General features: G+C 70.7%; 20 protein-coding genes and 1 tRNA gene. 5 read left to right on the top strand and 16 right to left on the bottom strand.

Annotation, left to right across the window (positions count from 1 at the left end; genetic code table 11):
• The first annotated feature begins 69 nt into the window (after positions 1-69).
• The gene (locus tag BJQ94_RS03085) at positions 70-948 is read left to right on the top strand and encodes a nucleotidyltransferase family protein (RefSeq protein WP_265398836.1); all 879 of its coding nucleotides are present in this window, start codon (positions 70-72) and stop codon (positions 946-948) included.
• Complete coding sequence (locus BJQ94_RS03080; protein ID WP_265398835.1) at positions 945-1,565, top strand: low molecular weight phosphatase family protein; 621 nt, start codon at positions 945-947, stop codon at positions 1,563-1,565. The genes BJQ94_RS03085 and BJQ94_RS03080 overlap by 4 nt, the downstream gene beginning before the upstream one ends.
• A gap of 24 nt (positions 1,566-1,589) precedes the next feature.
• On the opposite strand, the gene BJQ94_RS03075 is transcribed toward BJQ94_RS03080, so the two are convergent.
• Both BJQ94_RS03075 and BJQ94_RS03070 read right to left on the bottom strand, forming a co-directional pair.
• A complete protein-coding gene (locus BJQ94_RS03075) occupies positions 1,590-1,724 on the bottom strand; it encodes a hypothetical protein (protein WP_265398834.1) in 135 nt (44 codons plus the stop codon).
• An 88-nt stretch (positions 1,725-1,812) separates the two neighbouring features.
• Positions 1,813-3,369 carry a polysaccharide biosynthesis tyrosine autokinase gene (locus BJQ94_RS03070; RefSeq protein WP_265398833.1) on the bottom strand — a complete coding sequence of 519 codons (1,557 nt, stop codon included), beginning with the start codon at positions 3,367-3,369 and terminating at the stop codon, positions 1,813-1,815.
• Between the two features lie 154 nt (positions 3,370-3,523).
• Here BJQ94_RS03070 and BJQ94_RS03065 point away from each other — a divergent pair, with 154 nt between their 5' ends.
• Positions 3,524-3,847 (top strand): PqqD family protein, encoded by a 324-nt coding sequence (locus BJQ94_RS03065; protein WP_265398832.1) that lies wholly within the window; start codon positions 3,524-3,526, stop codon positions 3,845-3,847.
• 46 nt (positions 3,848-3,893) lie between these two features.
• Here BJQ94_RS03065 and BJQ94_RS03060 read toward each other — a convergent pair whose 3' ends face one another.
• The 9 genes from BJQ94_RS03060 to topA form a co-directional block, all read right to left on the bottom strand.
• Positions 3,894-5,006, bottom strand: a complete 1,113-nt coding sequence (locus tag BJQ94_RS03060) for a hypothetical protein (RefSeq protein ID WP_275875550.1) — start codon at positions 5,004-5,006, stop codon at positions 3,894-3,896.
• Positions 5,007-5,017: 11 nt separating this feature from the next.
• A complete protein-coding gene (locus BJQ94_RS03055; protein WP_265398830.1) occupies positions 5,018-5,431 on the bottom strand; it encodes a hypothetical protein in 414 nt (137 codons plus the stop codon).
• 26 nt (positions 5,432-5,457) lie between these two features.
• Complete coding sequence (locus tag BJQ94_RS03050; RefSeq protein WP_275875549.1) at positions 5,458-6,243, bottom strand: hypothetical protein; 786 nt, start codon at positions 6,241-6,243, stop codon at positions 5,458-5,460.
• Positions 6,244-6,335: 92 nt separating this feature from the next.
• Positions 6,336-6,408, bottom strand: a tRNA-Thr gene (locus tag BJQ94_RS03045).
• Positions 6,409-6,460: 52 nt separating this feature from the next.
• Entirely contained in the window at positions 6,461-7,099 is a 639-nt protein-coding gene (locus BJQ94_RS03040; RefSeq protein ID WP_265398767.1) for a TetR/AcrR family transcriptional regulator, read from the bottom strand.
• A gap of 3 nt (positions 7,100-7,102) precedes the next feature.
• Positions 7,103-8,605, bottom strand: a complete 1,503-nt coding sequence (locus tag BJQ94_RS03035; RefSeq protein WP_265398843.1) for an alpha/beta hydrolase — start codon at positions 8,603-8,605, stop codon at positions 7,103-7,105.
• A gap of 76 nt (positions 8,606-8,681) precedes the next feature.
• The gene (locus BJQ94_RS03030) at positions 8,682-9,920 is read right to left on the bottom strand and encodes a DNA polymerase III subunit delta' (protein WP_265398766.1); all 1,239 of its coding nucleotides are present in this window, start codon (positions 9,918-9,920) and stop codon (positions 8,682-8,684) included.
• Between the two features lie 690 nt (positions 9,921-10,610).
• Complete coding sequence (gene tmk / locus BJQ94_RS03025) at positions 10,611-11,231, bottom strand: dTMP kinase (RefSeq protein ID WP_265398842.1); 621 nt, start codon at positions 11,229-11,231, stop codon at positions 10,611-10,613.
• An 8-nt stretch (positions 11,232-11,239) separates the two neighbouring features.
• Positions 11,240-14,269 (bottom strand): type I DNA topoisomerase, encoded by a 3,030-nt coding sequence (gene topA, locus BJQ94_RS03020; RefSeq protein WP_265398765.1) that lies wholly within the window; start codon positions 14,267-14,269, stop codon positions 11,240-11,242.
• A 261-nt stretch (positions 14,270-14,530) separates the two neighbouring features.
• Between topA and BJQ94_RS03015 the strand changes: the two genes are divergently transcribed.
• Positions 14,531-14,791, top strand: coding sequence for a hypothetical protein (locus tag BJQ94_RS03015; RefSeq protein WP_265398764.1), 261 nt, complete (start codon positions 14,531-14,533; stop codon positions 14,789-14,791).
• Here the strand turns inward: BJQ94_RS03015 and BJQ94_RS03010 are convergent.
• The 3 genes from BJQ94_RS03010 to BJQ94_RS03000 are packed head-to-tail and all read right to left on the bottom strand — an operon-like array spanning position 14,783 to position 15,712.
• On the bottom strand, positions 14,783-15,229 hold the full coding sequence (locus BJQ94_RS03010; RefSeq protein WP_265398763.1) for an Rv3654c family TadE-like protein: 447 nt from the start codon (positions 15,227-15,229) through the stop codon (positions 14,783-14,785). The genes BJQ94_RS03015 and BJQ94_RS03010 overlap by 9 nt on opposite strands.
• Entirely contained in the window at positions 15,226-15,579 is a 354-nt protein-coding gene (locus BJQ94_RS03005; protein WP_265398762.1) for a TadE family type IV pilus minor pilin, read from the bottom strand. The genes BJQ94_RS03010 and BJQ94_RS03005 overlap by 4 nt, the downstream gene beginning before the upstream one ends.
• The gene (locus BJQ94_RS03000) at positions 15,560-15,712 is read right to left on the bottom strand and encodes a DUF4244 domain-containing protein (RefSeq protein WP_265398841.1); all 153 of its coding nucleotides are present in this window, start codon (positions 15,710-15,712) and stop codon (positions 15,560-15,562) included. Before BJQ94_RS03000 ends, BJQ94_RS03005 begins: the two co-directional genes overlap by 20 nt.
• 376 nt (positions 15,713-16,088) lie before the next feature.
• On the opposite strand from BJQ94_RS03000, the gene BJQ94_RS02995 reads away from it, so the two are divergent.
• Positions 16,089-16,535, top strand: coding sequence for a DUF2255 family protein (locus BJQ94_RS02995; RefSeq protein ID WP_265398761.1), 447 nt, complete (start codon positions 16,089-16,091; stop codon positions 16,533-16,535).
• A 230-nt stretch (positions 16,536-16,765) separates the two neighbouring features.
• On the opposite strand, the gene BJQ94_RS02990 is transcribed toward BJQ94_RS02995, so the two are convergent.
• Complete coding sequence (locus tag BJQ94_RS02990; RefSeq protein ID WP_265398760.1) at positions 16,766-17,923, bottom strand: hypothetical protein; 1,158 nt, start codon at positions 17,921-17,923, stop codon at positions 16,766-16,768.
• Positions 17,920-19,137, bottom strand: a complete 1,218-nt coding sequence (locus BJQ94_RS02985; RefSeq protein ID WP_265398759.1) for a TadA family conjugal transfer-associated ATPase — start codon at positions 19,135-19,137, stop codon at positions 17,920-17,922. The genes BJQ94_RS02990 and BJQ94_RS02985 overlap by 4 nt, the downstream gene beginning before the upstream one ends.
• Positions 19,138-19,417 lie beyond the last annotated feature (280 nt).

The following is a 19,417-nucleotide window of genomic DNA, read 5'->3' as shown; positions in this document are numbered from 1 at the left end:
GCACCCCGGGCGCAGCATCCGTGGGCAGACGGGCGGACGGGTCGCCGGGCTGCATGCCAAACTGGCGCTATGCAATCCGTCGCCCCACCGGTCGCCGTCTCGATCGAGCTGTTGCACGCTCTCGTGAGCCGGGTGGCCACGGATGCGGGAGTGCGGGTCCTCCTCATCAAAGGGCCCACCCTGGCCCGGCAGGGGCTGCGCGCCGAGCGGGTGTCGGCCGACGTGGACGTGCTCGTCGATCCGGGCGGACTGCCTGCCCTGGTCGGGGGGCTTCGCGCTCTGGGCTGGCACCAGCGTGCCGGCGCGGCCGATTCGCCGCACTCGGTCACTCTGGTACACGACCAGTGGCGGGGCGACCTCGATCTGCACCGGTACATCCCGGGCCTCGTACGTGATCCGGCCGACAGTTTCGAGGTGCTCTGGGACCGGCGCACACAGCAGGTCTTCGCCGGGCACAGCGTGGTGGTGCCTGACCCGCTCTGCCATGCGGTGTTGCTCGCGCTGCACAGCCTGCGCAACATCGGGGACCCCGCACGCGACACCGAGCTGACGAACGCAGTGCAGGCCCTCGCCCGCGCGGACCAGGACGAGGTGACCGCGATCGTGCGGGGGCTGGGGGCCGGGTATGCGTTGCGCGGCACGCTGTCGTCGGCCGGCATCCAGGTGGAGCCGTCTGACGAGAACTCCCGCCAGGCGAAGGCCTGGCGGGTGCGGATGAGCCCCGCCTACGGCACCTACATCTGGCTCATGCACATCCGTGAAGTGCCCTGGCGGCAGAAGCCCGGCGCCGTGCTCCGCGCGGTCTGGCTGCCCACGGCCGAAATCCGGCGCAACGAGCCCGACCTGCCGGCGGGAGCTCTGCCGATTCTGCGCGCCCGGTGGCGGCGCGCACGTCGGGGCACCACGGCGCTGGGCGGCATCGTGCGGGCCCGGCGGACCCGGCGGTGACGGTGCCGACCGGCGCGAGCACGACCGCGGACGGCTCCTCGTCCCGGCCGGCGCGCATCCTCACCGTCTGCACGGGCAACGTCTGCCGCTCGCCGATGGCCGAAGCGTGGCTGCGTGCGGGCCTGGCGAACGTGGAGGTGGCCAGCGCCGGCACCGGCGCGCTGGTCGGCGGGCCGATGGAGCCCATCGGCGCGGAGATCGTGCGGCAGTTGGGCGCGGATGCGTCAACGCACCGGGCACGACAGCTCACCGGGCCGATCCTCGAGGGCGCCGGCCTGGTCCTCACCCTGTCCAGGACGCACTCCGCGGAGGTTCTCGAGCTCTCCCCCGGGCTGACCCGGCGGGTGTTCACGCTGCGCGAGTTCGCCGCGCTGATCGACGACCTCGGGGTGCACCGACTCGCCCAGCTCGGCGCATCCGATGACCCGGAGGCGCGGCTGGCCAAGATCGTCGACCTCGCATCGCTGCAGCGCACGGCCGTGCGCCTGCCCGCCGACGAGTCACTCGACGTGCTGGACCCGTACCGCCGGCCGCAGGCCGTGTGGGTGAGCAGCGCCCGGCAGATCCGGCCGGCGGTGCTCACGATCGTGCACGCGCTCAGCGCCGCCGGGCTGTGAGTGGACGCCCGGCGCGGGCCGTTGTCAGCTGGACGCGGCCGCCGGAGTTGCGGTGGCGAGGACGACGACCGGGATCGACCAGGCCGCGGCCTTGATCAGGGCCCGACGACTGCCGCGGGCGTCGTTGGCGTCAGGCTGGTTGTCTGGTTCGGTGCTCACGGAATCGTCTCCTCGGCTGGGGGCGCCGAACGACTGTGGTGCGGCTGGTGTGCTCACACTACCGGCTCGATGAACGCAGCCGCCAGCGTCAGAGCCGTCGCCGGCCGGCCGGCCGGGGCGGGTCGTCGCCCTCGCCGAGAAGCGCCGCAAAGTCCTGCCCGGTCAGAGCCGAATCCGGCTCGATCAGGGTCAGGTCGTCCACGCTCTGGGCGGTCAGCGCCGGGCCGCTCTGATAGGTGTACCGGTAATCGTAGCGGTCGGACCCCAGCCCGCGGCGCGGCACCCGGTTGAGGATCACGCCCATCGTGCGGCCCTTGGAGCGGTTCAGGATGTTCAACGCGTTGGTGAGGGCGTCGAAGGTGGTCTTGCCGGCGGACACGACCACGAAGGCGCCGTCGGCCCGGCCGGTGAGCACAGCCGCGTCGGTGACCGCCAGCAGCGGCGGAGCGTCGATGATGACCATCGCGTTCTCGGCCAGCTGGGCAATCAACGCCATCATCCGCGCGGAGCCGAGCACCTCGCTGGGGTTGGGCGGGATGTTGCCGGCGGTGAGGATGCGCATCGAATCGGCCCCGACCCAGCGGTGCATGACGTCGTCGAGTGCCGCGCGCCCGGCCAGCACGTCGCTCAGCCCGCCGCCGGCCGGGAGTCCGAACATGGCCGAAACTGTGGGGCGGCGGAGGTCGGCGTCGACGAGCACGACATTCTGGCCGCTGGCCGCGATGGTGATGGCGAGGTTGGCGGTGATGGTGGATTTGCCGTCGCCGGGCGCCGGGCTGGTCACCACGATCACCCGTGGCGGGTTGTCCACATCCATGAACTGCAGGTTGGTGCGCAGCTCCCGCAGCGCCTCAGCCGTCGCGGCGTCGTCGCGGCTGTGCCGGCGGCCCTCGGCGTCCCGGCGTTGCGCCGTGGTGAGGGGCACGATGTGGTTGTCCGCGGTGAAGTCGTGGTTGAGCGGGATCCGCCCCACCACGGGCACGCCGGTGAGCTGCTCCACGGTCTCAGCCGAGCGGATGCGCCGGTCCAGGGTGTGCCGCACCAGCGCGTAGGCCACACCGAGGGCCAGGCCGATGAGGGCGCCCAAGGCGAGGGTGAGGCGCACGTTCGGGAAGCTGGGTGTGCTGGCCAGGCGGGCGGAGTCGATGGGGACGAGGGCGAGAACGGCCGTCGACCCGGTGGGCGCCGCATCCGTTGTCTCGCCGGTGCCGCCCTCGATCTCGTTGATTTCGGCGACCATGCCGGCCAGCCAGGCGTTCGCCAGGTCGCGGGCCTGCACCGGTGTGCCCGCGCTTGCGGTGACCTTGATGATGGCGGTGTCGAGCGGGTTCGTCACGGAGACTCGCTGCACCAGTGCCTCGGGGCTGGTGGCGAGGTCGAGGGACTCGATCGCGCGTTCGGCCACGGACCGGGACGACCCGTATTCGACGTAGGCGACGACCTTGGACATCGCGAGGTTCTGGGCGATGATCTCCTCGTTCACGCCTTCCGTCCCGATGGGCTGCACGACCCCGGTCACATCCGCCTGGAAGACTTCGTCCTGCACGAGGGTCCAGCCGTAGCCGATCCCGGTGCCGAGCAGGGTGATGAGCAGGATCGCCCACCAGTGCGGGCGCAAAGCCCGCAGATAGTCTTCCAATTCCACGGCGGATCCCCTTCGAACGATGCGGCGATCCCGACGAGGGATCGTGAGCTGATTGACCTGGTGCAGGTCAGGGTTCCGCGGCGGCTATCATCATCTCACCCCGCTCTGGGGAGAAACGCGACGACCGTCGCGACGGGCTGGGAGACGATCAACCGTGACGCAAACGCAACCATCGGCCGCTGCCCGATCGGCCGAAGTGTGGTCGCACTCGGCGGATGCGGCGGTGGTCGAAGATGGCGACGACGTGTTCGTGCTCGATCTCGCCCGGTTGCGCTCTGATGGTGTCCCCCGAGCGATCCAGGGCTCCGCCGGCGTGATCTGGCGCCGCATCGACGGGCGCGCCAGCCTCGGCGACATCGGTGCAGCCCTGGCTGCCGAGTTCGCTGTGCAGCCGGCCGCTCTGCAGCACGATCTCACCATGTTCGTCGACAGCCTGGCCGCGGCGGGTCTGCTCGTTCGCGGGGCAGATCGCGGCTGATCCGCGCCGTCCCCGGCGGCGCCGCAGGTGGCAGTGCGCACGTCGGCTACTCCCGCACAACCACTAGTCCGAGGCCGGTGAGGTCGGTGAGGGCCTGGGCGACCGGGTCGGCCGGATCGCCGGTGGGCGGCGGCCCCAGCTCGGCGAGAACGCTGCGCAGGATCTCGTCGAAGGTCGCCGGCTGCTCGAGGCCGGCCCAGATCGCCGGGCCGATACCGTCGAGGATCCGCACCTGCCCGTGCCCGAGCATGGCGGTGCGCCCGCGGTCGTGCACCCAGTGCACGCCGGGACGCCGGGCGAAGCTGCGTGCCCCGGGGTGATGAGGTGCCAGCTCCGGGGTGAGCCGATAGGTGCCGGTCACCGAGGGCACGGGCGAGAGGGGGATGGCGAACAGGTCGGCCGCGATGTCGACCAGGTCGACCGCATCCCGGTACCGCACCTGGGCGAAGCCGCCGACGCGGTCGGCAAGCTCGCTCAGGACCTTCAAACCCTGCGCCTGGTCGTTCAGATAACTGAGATTGGGGATGAGCAGCGGCAGTGCGTCGATCAGGCCGAGCCTGTGCAGTTCGGGGCTTGCCGGGGCATCCGGGGAGCGGTCGAGCACGATGACCGAGACCACCCGCAGCGGCGCCGTCGGCAGCGGGAGCAGGCCAAGGGCGTCGGGCGAGAGCTGTTCCTTGGGTGTGCCGGGGGCCCGCAGGATCGACAGGGGTTTGCGGTACGCCGCCACAGACCAGTCGGCGCCGATGCCGACGGTCTCGTCGCTGACATAGCCGAAGTGCCGGCCGAGGGTGGCCGCCACCGTGGTCTTGCCCCGGCCGGACGGGCCCACGAAGGCGACGACAGCGCCATCCGTTGCCGCGAGCCCGCAGGCGTGCAGCATGGTGAGTTCGCCGCGCCGGGCCTCGATCGCCGCCAGGGTCACCCGGGTGGAGAGACCGGCCAGATCGAGCTCAGCCTCGTGCGGCTGCTCGGCCGGCACACTGCGGGCCACGAGCGCCGCAACGTCGTGCGGAAGCGCCGTGGCCCCACTCCAGGCGCGGCGCACCGTGTCGGCCAGGTGCGGCGCGGTCGCGATGGTGATGTGCACGCCGAGAGCCGCCGCGACTACCGATGTGGGTGCTGGCCGATGCACCACCGGCGCGTTGGGCGCGGTCACGCTCTGCTTGCTCACCCGGCGGCGAACAACTGCACAACGAGCGGGGTGTATCCGGGAATGGACACCGTGGCTGTGAACTGGTTGGGCGGCGGGGCGATGTCTGTGAAGGTGACTCGGAAGATCGATTTGTCATCGTCGTCGTACTCCGCAGAGGCGACCTCGAAAGCCGTGTCGCTGAAGACGACGTACTCGGCACTGGCTGCCGGGCCCGGGGCAGGGCTCAGCAACACCTTCACCTCACCGTAGTTGCTGGGCGCGTCCCAGCTGGATGAAAGCTCTACGAGAGTGCCGCCGGGCGGCACACTGGACGCTGCCGCCGGAGCGGACGTGGCCAGGGCCACCATCGGTATGGACCAGGCGGCGGCCTTGATGAGAAGCCGCCGGGCGGGGTCGGGGCTGCTCGCAGCTGGCACATTGACTGTCATGACGGTACTCCTCAGGTCGTGGTGACTCAGACGGTGAGGACGTTGACGTCTAAGGGCTCATAGCCGGTCAGGGTGATTGTGACTGTGAAAGTGTCCGGCGCCGGGGATGAGCTGCTGAAGTTGAAAGTCAGGGTGTCGCGGTCGAGGGAGGTGTACTCGTAGCCGCCGGTCACCATCGTCAGGTCGTCGTACACCAGTTGGCCCGTGTCCAGATCCGGGCCCGGAGCGGGGCTCAGCTGCACCGACACCGCACCGTAATTCATGGACGGGTCCCAGTACTTTTCCGTCACGGCCAGGGTGCCGAGCGCACCATCGGCAGCCATCCGTTTCTGAACGGTGGGGTAGCCGGGAATGGCGACGGTGACGGTGAAGGAGTTCGGCCCCACGGCATCGTCTGTCGTGACGTAGAGGCTGAACTGCGAGCCCGACCCGTAGTAATTGACGCTGCTCGATCGCACGGCGGTGGTGCTGTAGCTGAAGTACGAGAGATCGAGATCGGGATAGGCCTCGGGATCCACCCTGCCGTACAGCACTCCCATGCGTTCACCTGCCGGAATCCAGTACGAGTCTTCGATGACGATCACGCCCGGGCCGATGCTGGTCGCGGCGGCCGGCGTCGCAGTTGCCAGCACCACGACGGGGACGGACCAGGCGGCGCCCTTTACGAGTGTCCTGCGGCTGAGCCCGCGGGGGGCGTTGTCCGGCTCGAGCGGGATGGTGTGGGCCAGTGAGTCTTCGTTCAGGCTGTGGTCGTTCACGAGGGTGCCGTTCTGTCCGCGACCTGAGCGAGTGCTGATAGTCGTTTCGATCACATTAGTGGCTACGACCCTCGTTCGGATGCCCAATTTTGCCAGGTCTCGACGGGCTCGACCAGCGGATGGGCCGGGAGCTGCGGGAAGGAGAGGGCCGCCTATCAGAATCGAACTGATGACCTATTCATTACGAGTGAATCGCTCTACCAACTGAGCTAAGGCGGCGTGAGACCGAATACTTCCTTACGAAAGCCGCTCGGTGACACAGCATCCAAGCTTAGTCGGTCGCGGAGGTCACGGTGTACAGCTCGGTGAAGGATTTGGCGACCCAGGCCGACAGCGGGCTGAGGTCATCCGCTTCGGCCCAGCAGCGCCAGGCGTGCCGGGTGGCCGCCATGGCCACGAGGGTGAACAGCAGCGCCCGCTGGGATAGGGCCCGCGGATCCTCGGCGAGGCGGGGGTCATCGGCCGCGAACCGGCGCTCGACGATGTCTTGCAGGCCCGCTTCGAAGTTGCGCAGGGTGGCCATCCGCATCGTAAAGAGGTAGCTGTTGTCCTTCATCACCGCGCGGCGCAGCTCATGGATCTCGCGGTCGCCGTCGGTGTTTTGCAGGCTCTGGCCGATGAGGGTGGCTAGGTCGGCCATGATCTCGCCGTGCGGTTCACCGGCGATGAACCGTTCGATATCGGAGTCGCAGGCCAGCTCCAGTTCGTCGCCGACGAGCGCGGAGTCCTTGGAGGCGAAGTAATTGAAGAAGGTGCGCGGCGAGATGTCCGCCGAACGGCTGATCTCCTCCACGGTGACCTTGTCGATCCCCCGCTGCGAACAGAGCGTGAGTACGGCGCGCTGGATTTCGCGGCGGGTCGCCAGACGCTTGCGCTCGCGCAGGCCCATCTCCTCAGATTCTGCGGCCATTCGTCAACACATCGGGTCGGCCGCGGGCACGGTGCCGTCGATCAGGTAGTTGTCGACGGCGTCGTTCACGCAGGAGTTCGACTTGTTGTAGGCGGTGTGACCCTCGCCCTTGTAGGTGACGAGCTGGCCGCTGTCGAGCTGCTCGGCCAGGTTCTGCGCCCACACGTAGGGGGTGGCGGGGTCGTTCGTGGTGCCCACGACGAGGATTGGGGCGGCGCCGGTGGCGTGGATCTCCTGGCGTTCGCCGGTGAAGGCGTACGGCCAGTTGGCGCAGGAGATGTCGCCGTAGGCCATGTAGGTGCCGATGGTGGGAGCCAGCGCCTCGATCTGAGCGGCCTGGTCGCGCATCGCGGCCGGGTCGTCGTCGTAGGCGTAGTCGACGCAGTTGATGGCCATGAACGCCTCGGTGGAGTTGTCGGCATAGGTGCCGTCGGCGTTGCGGCCGTTGTAGGCGTCGGCGAACTGCATCGCGCCATCCGCGCTGCCCTGCAGCACGGTGTCGAACATGTCGCTCAGGTAGTCCCACGCCGTGGCCTGGTAGAGCGGGTAGATGATGGCGGTGAGCAGCGCATTCGCGCCCAGCTGGCGGCCATCCGTGGCGGTGATCGGGTTCACGTCGACCGAGGCGAGCAGGGCCTTGATCGTGGCCATGGCGTCGTCGACGGTGCCGTCGAACGGGCAGTCGGTGCCGGCCAGGCAGTCGGTGAGGTAGGCGCGGAGGGCGCTTTCGAAGCCCTGCGCCTGGGTGGCGGTCACCTCGAAGTTGCTGGTGGACGGGTCCAACGCGCCGTCGAGCACGAGCCGGCCGACCTTGTCGGGGTAGAGCTCGGCGTAGGTGGCGCCGAGGAAGGTGCCGTAGGAGAAACCGAGGTAGTTCAGCTGCGCATCACCGAGCACGGCCCGGAGCAGGTCGAGGTCGCGGGCGGCGCTCTGGGTGTCGACCTCACCGAGCAACGCGCCGGTCTTCTCGGTGCAGGCGGTGGCGAACGCGGTGGCGCTGGCCTCCTGCTCCTGGATCCAGGCGTCGCTGCCGCGTTCAGCCTCGGTGAGCCCGTACAGGTACTGGTCCATCTGCGCGGGTTCGTAGCAGGCCACCGCGGAGGACTTACCGACGCCGCGGGGATCGAATCCGACGATGTCGAAGCGTTCCTGCAGGGCGGCATCCGTGGCGTAGTCGACGGAATCCTTGACGAACTCATAGCCGGAAGCACCGGGGCCGCCGGGGTTGACCAGCAACGAGCCGATGCGCTCCCCCGTGGCGGGCTGGCGCACCAGGGCGAGCTCCACCGACCCGGCGGCCGGGTCGTCCCAGTCCAGCGGGGCGGTCGCGGTGGTGCACTGCATGCCGTCGTCGCAGTCGGTCCAGTCCAGCACCTGGCTGTAGAACGGGTCGAGATCCGACTCCACCTTCTCGCCGGTGGGCGTGGAGGTGGATGGGGCCGGCTGGGGCAGGAACCACGGCACGCAGCCGGTGAGTCCGAGCGTCACTGCCACCGCGGCCGCCATGGTCGTGAATACGCGGGAGCGCTTGGTCACAGGGTTCCTCTTCTCTGCTGCAGGGGGTGCCGCACCGTCGGCGCCGTCACCGTCGGATCATCGACACCAGCATGGCTTCCAGCGCCAGTGCCGGTGCTACGTTCGCTTCAATTCTCTGCCGGGCCAGGGCGATCGCATCCATCGTGGCCACCGTCGCCGCCGCGCCGCACGCGGCCGCCGCCCGGCGCAGCTCGGGGAGCAGCTCGCGGTTGATGATGGTGCTCTCCCGGCCCAGCTGCAGCATCATCACGTCGCGGTACAGCGAGGTGAGGTCTACCAGGATCCGGTCGATGCCGTCGCGGAGGCTGCGGGTGGCGCGACGCTTCTGGTCGTCTTCGAGGTTCTTGATCTGGCCGCGCAGGGCCGGCGGCACCGACTGGCCGGGCTCCACGCCCAGCGAGCGCAGCACACCCTCACGCTCGGTGGCGTCACGTTCCAGGGTGATGGCCTTGGCGTCGTCGCCGGCGATGGCCAGCAGCCGGGCGGCAGCGTTCACGGCGCTCGCGATGCCGGTGAGGCCCAGCGCCGCGCGCAGGGTCTCCTCCCGGCGGGAGCGGGCTTCGGCGTTCGTGGCCAGTCGGTGGGCCATGCCGATGTGGCTCTGCGCTTCTCGGGCGGCGCGTTCGGCGGTCGCGGGGTCAACGCCGGTGCGGCGGATGAGCAGGGTCGCGACATCCTCGATGCTCGGCACCCGCAGGCGCACGGTGCGTACCCGGGAGCGGATCGTGGGCAGCAGGTCGGCCTCGCTCGGGGCGCAGAGGATCCACACGGTGCGTTCCGGCGGCTCTTCGAGGGCCTTGAGCAGCACGTTGGAGGTGCGCTCCACCATGCGATCGGCGTCTTCGACGACGATCACCCGGTAGCGGCCCACCGACGGGGAGTACTGGGACCGGGACACGGCCTCTTTAACGGACTCCATCTTGATGATGACGCCCTCGGTGCTGAGCACGGTGAGGTCGGGGTGGGTGCGCGCATCGACGAGCTTCTGGGTGGAAAGGTCGCCCTGTGGGGTGCCCGGGCTGAGCAGCGCGGTGGCGAACGCGAACGCGAGGTTGGAGCGGCCGGAGCCGGGCGGACCGGTGATGAGCCAGGCATGGGTCATCGACGACGACGTGCTCGGCGCGGCATCCGTGCTGCCGGATGCGGGGGCGGTGCCGGTGCCGGCGGGGGTGTCAGCGGTTGAGTCGGGGCGCTCCAGAGTGGCGACCGCTCCCGGCCGCTCGGCGGCGGCCCGGAAGATGGCGATCGCGTCTGCTTGACCCGTCAGGTCGTCCCACACTGCCATTCGTCAAGGGTACCTGCCGCCGGTGACAAGACGGTGCTCCCAGGTTCCGTCCCACTCCAGCCTTCCCCCGCTGCCGCCCACTGCCGCCGGCTTCCGCCAAAGTGCCCCATGAGCGCCCCTCAAGGGGACATTTGCGGCAACTCGCGGAGACAGAATTCGCCGACTTCCGTCAAAGTTCCCCTTGGGCGCCCGCGAAGGGGCATTTTGCAGCAACTCGCGGCAGAGCAGGGCACCCGCGAGCAACGCCGGCGTCACTGAGTTGCCACTTGAAGCCCCATGGATGCGCACCAAACGGCCTCAACTGGCAACTCGCGGAGGTGCGCCCCGGCGAGTTGCCAGTTGGCGCCCCCTGCAGGCCCGCGAAGGGGCCGCAACTGGCAACTCGCGAGATAGGACAGCTGCGCGCACCGACGCATCCTGCCGAAAAGACCTGCCGACTTGCCGCCAAAGTGCCCCTTGGGCGCCCGCGAAGGGGCACTTTGCAGCAACTCGCGGAGGCAGCATTCGCCGACTTCCGCCAAAGTTCCCCTTGGGCGCCCGCTGAGGGGCACTTTGCGGCAAGTCGGCACAGTGGTTCTTGCCCACTTGCCGCAAACATCCCCTTCGGGCGCTCGGAAGGGGCGTTTTGCGGCAACTCGCGGGGCGCCCGGGCAGCCGGGGCGGGGACCCGGGCGCGGACACCCGCGGACGCTAGAGCAGGGCGGCGACGCGGGCGCGGATGCGCTCGGCCAGCTCGGCGACCGGGAGGGACGCATCCAGCACCAGGAAGCGGTCGGGCTCGGCGGCGGCGAGGTCGAGGAAGGCGGCGCGCACGCGGGCGTGGAACTCACCTTTCTCGGCCTCGAGCCGGTCGAAGACCTTCTTGTCGGCGTCGAGCCGGCCGCGGGCGGCGGTCTCGTCGAGGTCGAGCAGCAGGGTGAGGTGCGGCAGCAGCCCCTCGGCCGCCCAGAGCGAGAGGTCGCGCACCTCGGTGCCGCCGAGCACCCGGCCGGCACCCTGGTAGGCCACGGATGAGTCGAGGTAGCGGTCCTGGATGACGATCTCGCCGCGGGCGAGCGCCGGGCGCACCAGCGTGGCCACGTGCTGGGCACGGTCGGCGGCGTAGAGCAGGGCCTCGGCGCGCGGTGAGACCTCGCCGCGGTGGTGCAGCACGATTTCGCGGATGGCGACGCCCACCTCGGTGCCGCCGGGCTCGCGGGTGCGCACAACCGTGCGCCCCTGCTCCTGGAGCCACTCGGAGAGCAGCTGCGCTTGGGTGCTCTTGCCCGACCCGTCGCCACCCTCCAGGGTGATGAACAGGCCGGGCGTCACAGCATCCGTCACGACTGGGCGGCCTGGGCCGCCTTCGCGGCCGCGGTGGCCGCGCGGGTGGCCGCAGCCTTCGCGGCGGTGGCGGCCTTCTGCTCCGGGGTGCGCTCGGCGCGCACGCCCGGGGTGGCCGTTGAGGTGCCGGTCTTCTTGGCGGGAGCCCGCTTGGCGGCGGTCTTCGTGACCGCGCCGGCCTTCTTCGCCGGCGCCTTCTTGGCGGCCGGCTTCTTGGCAGCCGGCTTCTTGGCGGGGGCCTTCTTCGCGGCGGCGCCGCGCTTCACAACCGGGCCCTTGGCGCGCTTGTCGGCGAGCAGCTGCACGGCCCGCTCGTAGTCGACCTCTTCCACGCTCTCGGCCTTGGGGATGGTGGCGTTGGTGATGCCATCGGTCACGTAGGCGCCGAACCGGCCGTCCTTGATCTTGATGGCCTTGCCGCTCTCTGGGTCGGGCTCTTCGAAGTCCTTGAGCGCGCTGGAGGCACGGCGGGCGCCGTACTTCGGCTGCGCGTACAGGTCCACGGCGCCGGCCAGGTCGATCTCGAAGATCTGGTCCTCGCTGGTGAGCGAACGGGTGTCGACGCCCTTCTTCAGGTACGGACCGAACTTGCCGTTCTGGGCGAGGATCTCGGTCTGTGTCTCCGGGTCCAGGCCCACCACGCGCGGCAGGTTCAGCAGCGCCAGCGCGGTGTCGAGGTCAACGGTGGCCAGGTCCATGGACTTGAACAGCGACGCCGTGCGCGGCTTCACCGCGGCGGCGGCCTTCTTGGCCGGGGCCTTGCGCTTGGGCTTGGTCGCGGCAGCGGATGCGCCGGCGGGGGCCGCCGCGGCGGCGTCGGCCAGCGAGGTGACCTCGCCGGTGAGCGGGTCCACGGTCTCGCCGGGGCCGTCGGTGTCTGCGGGCGGCTCGAGCTCGGTCACATAGGGGCCGAAGCGGCCGTCCTTGGCGACAATCTCCTTGCCGTTGTCCGGGTTCACGCCGATGACGCGGTCGGTGACGACCGGGGCATCCACGAGCTCGCGGGCCTTGGCGGGGGTGAGCTCATCCGGTGCCAGGTCCGGCGGGATGTTCACCCGGCGGGGCGTGGCATCCGGATCGGCATTGGGGTCGACGACCTCGAGGTAGGGGCCATACTTGCCGATGCGCAGGGTGATGTCGTCGACGATGTGGATCGAGTTGATCGACTTGGCGTCGATCTCGCCGAGGTTGTCGACCACCTGGCGGAGTCCCCGGTGCTTCTCGGAGCCGAAGTAGAAGCTGGTCAGCCAGTCCACCCGGTCGGCGGTGCCGCCGGCGATGCGGTCGAGGTCGTCTTCCATCTCGGCGGTGAAGTCGTATTCCACCAGGTCGGAGAAGAACTCCTCGAGCAGGCGCACCACCGAGAAGGCGATCCAGTTGGGGATGAGGGCCTGGCCGCGCGGGGTGACGTAGCCGCGGTCGGTGATGGTGGAGATGATCGACGCGTACGTCGACGGGCGGCCGATGCCGAGCTCTTCGAGCTTCTTCACCAGGCTGGCCTCGGTGTACCGGGCGGCGGGCGTGGTCTCGTGGCCCTTGGCCTCCACCTCGAGAAGCGCCAACGTCTGGCCCTCCTCCAGCGGCGGCAGCTTCGACTCGGTGGCGTCGGTGGAGGCGTTGCGTTCCTCGTCCTTCGACTCCTCGTAGGCGAGCATGAAACCGCGGAACGTGATGACGGTGCCGCTGGCGGCGAACTCGGCGAGCGCCTCGGACGCGGCCGGGTGCGCCGCGGTGCCGGTGGGGCCCGCGGCGATGGTCACCGATGCGGTCGAACCGGTGGCATCCGCCATCTGGCTGGCAACGGTGCGCTTCCAGATCAGGTCGTAGAGCTTGAAGTCGTTGCCGCGCAGGGTGCTCGACAGCGACGACGGCGTGCGGAACGTGTCACCGGACGGGCGGATGGCCTCGTGGGCCTCCTGCGCGTTCTTGCTCTTGCCCTTGTACAGACGCGGGCTGGCCGGCACGGTCTCGGCGCCATAGAGCGACGCGGCCTGCTTGCGGGCGGCGGTGATCGCCTGCTGCGACAGCGACGGCGAGTCGGTACGCATGTAGGTGATGTAGCCGTTTTCGTACAGCGACTGGGCCACGCTCATGGTCTGGCGGGCGGTGAAGCGCAGCTTGCGCGCGGCTTCCTGCTGCAGCGTGGAGGTGGTGAACGGCGCGGCGGGGCTGCGACGGTAGGGCTTGGAGGCGACCTTGGTGACCGTGATCGGCACACCGGGCACCTTGAGGGCGTCGGCGAGGGCGAGGGCGGATGCCTCGTCGAGCGTGGCCGCAACGACCTTGGGCTTGAGCTTGCCGGAGTCGTCGAAGTCGCTGCCGGTGGCGATGCGTTCGCCGCCGAGGCGCACGAGCTTGGCCTGGAAGCCGTTCTCGGCGCTGGCGCCGGGGGCGAGCTGGGCGATGAGGTCCCAGTAGCCGGCGGAGACGAACGCCAGGCGTTCGCGTTCGCGGTCGACGACGAGGCGGGTGGCAGCGGACTGCACACGGCCGGCGGACAGGCCGGGGCCGACCTTGCGCCAGAGCACGGGCGAGATCTCGTAGCCGTAGATGCGGTCGAGGATGCGGCGGGTCTCCTGCGCATCCACCAGAGCGGTGTCGAGATCGCGGGTGTTGTTGGTGGCTGCGATGATCGCGTCCTTGGTGATCTCGTGGAAGACCATCCGCTTGACCGGGACCTTGGGCTGCAGGACCTGCAGGAGGTGCCAGGCGATGGCCTCGCCTTCGCGGTCCTCATCAGTTGCGAGCAGGAGTTCGTCGGCGTTCTTCAGCGCGCGCTTGAGGTCGCTGACGGTCTTCTTCTTGGCGTCGGAGACGACGTAGTACGGTTCAAAACCGTTGTCGACGTCAACCGAGAATTTGCCCAGCGGGCCCTTCTTCAGCTCCGGCGGCAGATTCTTGGGCTCGATCAGGTCTCGGATATGCCCGACCGACGACAAAACCTCGTATCCGTCGCCCAGATAGGCGGCGATCGACTTCATCTTCGTCGGCGACTCGACAATGACCAGCTTCTTAGTGCCTGGCACCAGACTCCTCTTTATAGGTAACGGTCTGTGTAACGACCAAGCCACACCATACACACAGGAATCGAGTGCGCGCCTATCGAGCCCGCGTGGGAGTGCCCCCAATCGCCTCCACCGTAGCCCCGGTGCGGCTCAATACAAGGGCAAGATCACGGGCGCGCACATCTTCTCGGACTCCATCCCGAGAACCTCCAGCCGCCTCCCAGCGAGCTCGGATGCGGATCAAGGGGTTGCCTCTTCGATGGGGAGACGCACAATGGAAGCATGAGTACTGCAGCGCAGGGCACATACACCGCGAAGCTCACGGATGGCCCGCTCGAAGGCAAGACCGTCACCACCGCGTTCCTCGAGTCCGGGGATCCTCGACCCAGGATCGAAATCCCCGCCGACTCGCACGGCAAGCGCTACCTCTACGCCCGTGCCGCGGGCTTGGAGTTCGATTCCACCGAGCACCCGGACCAACCCTCCGCCGTGGACTACCGCTACCTGGAGGCACTCTTCGACGCACCGGACTCCTCAGCCTGAGTCCACAACGGCCGGTTCGGCCGGTTCGGCCGGTTCGGCCGGGGGCGGCCCTGCCCGCGCCCGGGCGCTGAGCAGGAAGCCGGCCGCGACGCGGGTCGTCGTGACGGTGGCGATGAGGCCGTCCACCTCGCATCCGGACAGCTCCACGGCGTTGAGCGTGGCGGTACGCTGCGCCGACTCGCAGGGCACCCCGGGCAGCAAGCCGGAAGCGGTGTCGGCCGCGGCGAGCGCCGTCGCATCCGCCGCCGTGCGCAGTTGCCCGGCCACGACCAGCAGGCCGAGCACCGGCAGGAGCAGCACGGTGAGGGCGACGATCGCCCCGAGCAGGGCCACCGCCAGCACCGACCCCGACCCACGGTCGGCCGCGCGGCCAGCCGTGCGCCCAGCCACCCGGGCGGTCACCGGATGCCGGGCGGTCGTGACGGGCCCGACGATCACGGCAGCCCGGCCAACGCGCAGGAGCGTGCTCCGAGGGTGAGGCCGGCCGCCGCGAAGGGCGCGAAGCCGCTCGGTGCGCTCAGCCGGGCGCAGACGAACTCCCCCACCGGTTCCGCCGCCACCGTGGCGTGCAGGCCCAGCCCGTCAACCAACCCGGCGGCACGTGCCGGGCTCTCCCCGCGGGCCAGCAGTCGGGCGGCCGAGCCGGCCGCATCCGTGAGTCGCACCTGTTGGCCCACCACCTGCACGGCGCCGAGACACAGAGTGAGCACCACCAGCACGGCGGGCAGCACCACCGCGAACTCGGCCGTGACGCTGCCGCGATGCCGGTCAGCCCACGGTGAGCGCACTGCGCACCAGGTCGGTGAGGATGCCGCGCACCTCGTCGCCGCGCAGGATCACGATGAGCAGCCCGGCGAAGCCGACCGCCGCCATCGTGGCCACGATGTACTCGGCGGTGGCTGCACCGCGCTCATCCTTCATGCGCCAGAGAGCTCGCAGGGTGTTGGATCGCACCGTTCGGGTGCGCACGAGTCCGTTGCGCACCCCGGTTCCCACGCTGGGGCGGTACCGCGACGGGGCGGCGGCCGTGGCAGGGCCCGAGTCGGGCGTCTCGGCCTCCGCCTCGGTGCCGGCGACCTCCTCACCGTCAGGGTCGTTCTCGGTCGGCGGGGCGGGCGTGCTGGTGAGAGTGGTCATGGTGGATCTCCTTTCGCGTGCAGGACGCGGTCCAAGCGGCTCGAGTACCACCAGCGTGCCCCGGCGCCACCGGGCGCCTGGACGTCGGCGGCCCGTCGGTGCAGAGTCGGTCCAACGACAGACTGTGGAGGAGAGCCCGTTGTCGAGCGAGGAGAACCGGATGACCGACACCACCCGACCGTGGTCGACCAGCGAGCTTGGTCTGGTCGATCGCGCACCCGAACTGCAACTGGCGTCCCGGCGTCAGGATGGCAGCATCCGCTCGTTCGTCACCATGTGGATGGTGCGCATCGGCGCCGACGTGTACGTGCGAGCAGGAGCGGGGTACGGCGGCGTGAGCGAGTGGTTTCCGCGGGCGCGAGACGCCCGGTGCGGGATGGTGCGCATCGAGGGTCACGAGTGGCCCGCGATCTTCACGCACCTCCACAGCGGCGATCCCGTGCACACGGAGATCGACGGCGCTTACGTGCAGAAGTACGGCGGCAGCTTCGGCATGACCGATGCGGCCACCCACGAACGCACCCTGCGCATTACGCCCACCGTTGCGGCCCCGGCAGGCCCGGCAGGCCCGGGTGCCCCGGGAGCCCCGGGAGCCCCGGGAGCTTGACGCTCGCACCGCGGCAAGTCGCTGACCGCAACCGCGCCAGCTCTGGCGAGGCGCGCCCGCGAGAGCGGCCGCGCGGTCACCTCACCGTGCTGAAGCAACCACTGGACCGCTCTCGCGCAAAGGGAAGCGCCTCACCGCCCGCGAAAGCGGCCGCGCGGTCGCCTCACCGTGCTGAAGCAGCCGCACGACCGCTCTCGCGAGCACTCCGTGGAGACGCCGCCCGGGCATCCTTACGAGAAACCACCGAGGGTGGAGGACAGCACGCTGAGCAGCAGCGGCGCCACCCCGACGAGCATGAACGCGGGCAGCACGCAGACGCCGAGCGGGATCATCAGGCTCACGGCGAGGGTTTCGGCCCGTTGGCGACCGGCCGTGCGGGCATCCCGGCGGGCCTGGGCGGCCTCGCTGCGCAGCAACTCGCCGGCGGGCACGCCGGCCCGGGCCGAGAGGTCGAGCACCCGGTCGATGATGGCATCGGCGGGGCTCTCGGTCGGGCTGTCGGTGCCGCCGGTCGAGCGCAGGCCGAACCGTTCGGCGCTGCGGCGCGCGGTCGCTCGGGCCCGCGCCAGCGATCCGCCTCCGGCCATGCCGATGGCGGTGAGGTCGAGTTCCAGGCCAGGCGCCGGGCCCTGGCTGCCGGCGGCGGCCACCAGGCGCCGGTTCCAGCGTGCGGCGGCGAGCATCAGCAGGCACCCCACGGTGAGGCAGGCCAGGCCGGGCACGGTGAGGAACAGCGTGTGCAGGGTGTCAAAGCCGAGCACGGTGCCGAACAGCAGGGCCACCACCGGCAGCACCAGCACCATCCGCGCGGTGGCGCGCGGGCCGGTGAGGGCCACGTCGAGGTCGCGGTGCAGCTGGCCGAGGTCGCGGAACGCGCCGGCTAGGTCGCGCAGGCAGGCGGCGAGCGGGGCGCCGGCCTGGGTGGCGACATCCCACGCCGCAGCCAACGCCCGCCAGGCGTCGCCGGCCTGGGGCGCCAGGAGCGCGGCCTCGGCGCTGATCGCGTCGGCGACGCTGCCGCCGGCGTGCGCGGCCACGGATGCGGCCTGCAGCAGCGCGCGGCTGTCCCGGGTATCGGGGCGGCGGCGCCAGGGGTATCGGAGGCTGCGGCGACGGCGCCTGCGGGGGCGCGCCCGCACCTCGGGAGAGGGCGAGAACCCGGGCGAAGGCATCCCGGCGCCGGGCACGGCAGGCGGGGCGTCCCATCCGGCTGGCTCGGCTGACTCGAACGAGCGCGCCGTCGGCGGCACCAACCCCGACGGGCCGGGTGGAATCAGGTAGTCCCAGGCCGAGACCGGGGAGACGCCCGCGGAGAGCAGCACGGCCAACCGTTCGGCGACGCGGGCGACCTCCTCGATCGCCGGGGTGGGCGGCGGGCGCCGGCTCATGCGGGCACCGTGCTGAGCCGGTCGGCCGGGTCGAGCACGAACCGGCCGACCTGGGCGAGCCGGCGCTGCCCGTCGTGCCGTTCGAGGTGCAGCACCAGCCCGATGGCACTCACGGTCTGCCGGGCCACCGCCGCGGCGCTCATCCCGGCGAGCGCGCCGAGCGCTTCGAGACGGGCCGGCACGTCGGCCAACGAGTTGGCGTGCAGGGTGCCGGCACCGCCGTCATGCCCGGTGTTGAGCGCGGCCAGCAGTTCGCGGATCTCCACACCCCGGCACTCGCCGAGCACCAGCCGGTCCGGACGCATCCGGAGCGCCTCGCGCAGCAGGGCGTCGAGGCCGATCCGGCCGGCGCCCTCGAGATTGGCCTGGCGGGCCTCGAGGGCCACGACGTGCGGGTGGTCGATGCGCAGTTCGGCGACGTCCTCGATCACCACGATGCGTTCGGCGGCGGGCGCCTCGCCCAGCAGCGCGCCGAGCAGGGTGGTCTTGCCGCTGCCGGCGGCCCCGGTCACGAGCAGGTTCTCCCGGCCGAGCACCGCCGCGCGCAGCCGCAGGGTCTGGGCGGCCGCGGCCTCTCCCGCGCCGAACAGGCCGCCGTCGGCGAGCATGTCCAGGCTCTGCCGGGTGACCCGGGGCAGCCGGATCGAGAGCAGCGTGCCCGTGCTCGACACCGGCGGCAGCACCGCGTGCACCCGGATGCCGTCGGCCAGCCGCACATCGACGCAGGGGCTGGCCTCGTCGATATGCCGCCCGCCGAGCGCGATCAGCCGCACGGCCAGCTCGCGGATGCCCGTCTCCTCGCCCTGCCAATCCGTCGCGCGCACCAGCCCGGCGCCGGCATCCAGCCAGAGGCCCGCCTCGCCGTTTACGAACAGGTCGGTGACGTCGGCGTCGTGGGCGAAGCGGGCGAGCGGGCCGAGGGCGGAGAGGTCGGTGCGGGGTGGGTGGTCGCGCCCCTCGGGCTGCGCCCGGCCCGGGGGGAGCGCCTGGCCCACGGAAGGCTCTGGGCCGCCGGGCCGCGCTGGGCCATCGGACGGCGCCGAGCCATCGCGCGGCGCCGTGCCATCGGACGGCGCCGTGCCGTCGGGCGGCGCCGAGCGGATGGGCGCGGCGCGGGCATGCCGGGCCGCGCCGGCATCCGCAATGCTCTCCCCCGGCCGGGGCGGAGGGGTATGCGGCAGGTAGGAGGGGACGGCGACGTAGGGCTCGAGCATGCGGGCACGCTAGCCCGAGCCCAGGTGGGTGCGCCCGGTGGCGGGCCGGGCGGTGGGGCGGGCGCGGGCATCCGGGGTGTGGAGGAGCGGCGGCAGGAGCTTCATCCCGTCGCTGCCCGATCGAACTGAAACGCGAAAGCGGCGAAACTGTCGCCTCAGCGCCACGAAGCAGCCACAAGGCCGCTCTCGCGAACTATGGCGCCCACGAAAGCGGTGGAACGGTCACGTCAGCGCTACGAAGCAGTCTCAAGGCCGCTTTCGCGAAATCGAGGGAGCGCCC

Origin of the sequence: Cryobacterium sp. SO2, from assembly GCF_026151165.2 — a bacterium.
In the GTDB taxonomy this organism is placed as follows: domain Bacteria; phylum Actinomycetota; class Actinomycetes; order Actinomycetales; family Microbacteriaceae; genus Cryobacterium.
Note: the sequence above shows the minus strand (reverse complement) of the source record. Positions and strands in the feature narration are given on the sequence as shown.

Coding starts and splice junctions, on each gene's coding strand:
- BJQ94_RS03085 (WP_265398836.1), top strand. CDS start 70: ATGCAATCCGTCGCCCCACCGGTCGCCGTCTCGATCGAGCTGTTGCAC.
- BJQ94_RS03055 (WP_265398830.1), bottom strand. CDS start 5,431: ATGACAGTCAATGTGCCAGCTGCGAGCAGCCCCGACCCCGCCCGGCGG.
- BJQ94_RS03040 (WP_265398767.1), bottom strand. CDS start 7,099: ATGGCCGCAGAATCTGAGGAGATGGGCCTGCGCGAGCGCAAGCGTCTG.
- BJQ94_RS03035 (WP_265398843.1), bottom strand. CDS start 8,605: ATGGCGGCCGCGGTGGCAGTGACGCTCGGACTCACCGGCTGCGTGCCG.
- BJQ94_RS03030 (WP_265398766.1), bottom strand. CDS start 9,920: ATGGCAGTGTGGGACGACCTGACGGGTCAAGCAGACGCGATCGCCATC.
- BJQ94_RS03015 (WP_265398764.1), top strand. CDS start 14,531: ATGAGTACTGCAGCGCAGGGCACATACACCGCGAAGCTCACGGATGGC.
- BJQ94_RS03000 (WP_265398841.1), bottom strand. CDS start 15,712: ATGAAGGATGAGCGCGGTGCAGCCACCGCCGAGTACATCGTGGCCACG.
- BJQ94_RS02995 (WP_265398761.1), top strand. CDS start 16,089: ATGACCGACACCACCCGACCGTGGTCGACCAGCGAGCTTGGTCTGGTC.
- BJQ94_RS02990 (WP_265398760.1), bottom strand. CDS start 17,923: ATGAGCCGGCGCCCGCCGCCCACCCCGGCGATCGAGGAGGTCGCCCGC.
- BJQ94_RS02985 (WP_265398759.1), bottom strand. CDS start 19,137: ATGCTCGAGCCCTACGTCGCCGTCCCCTCCTACCTGCCGCATACCCCT.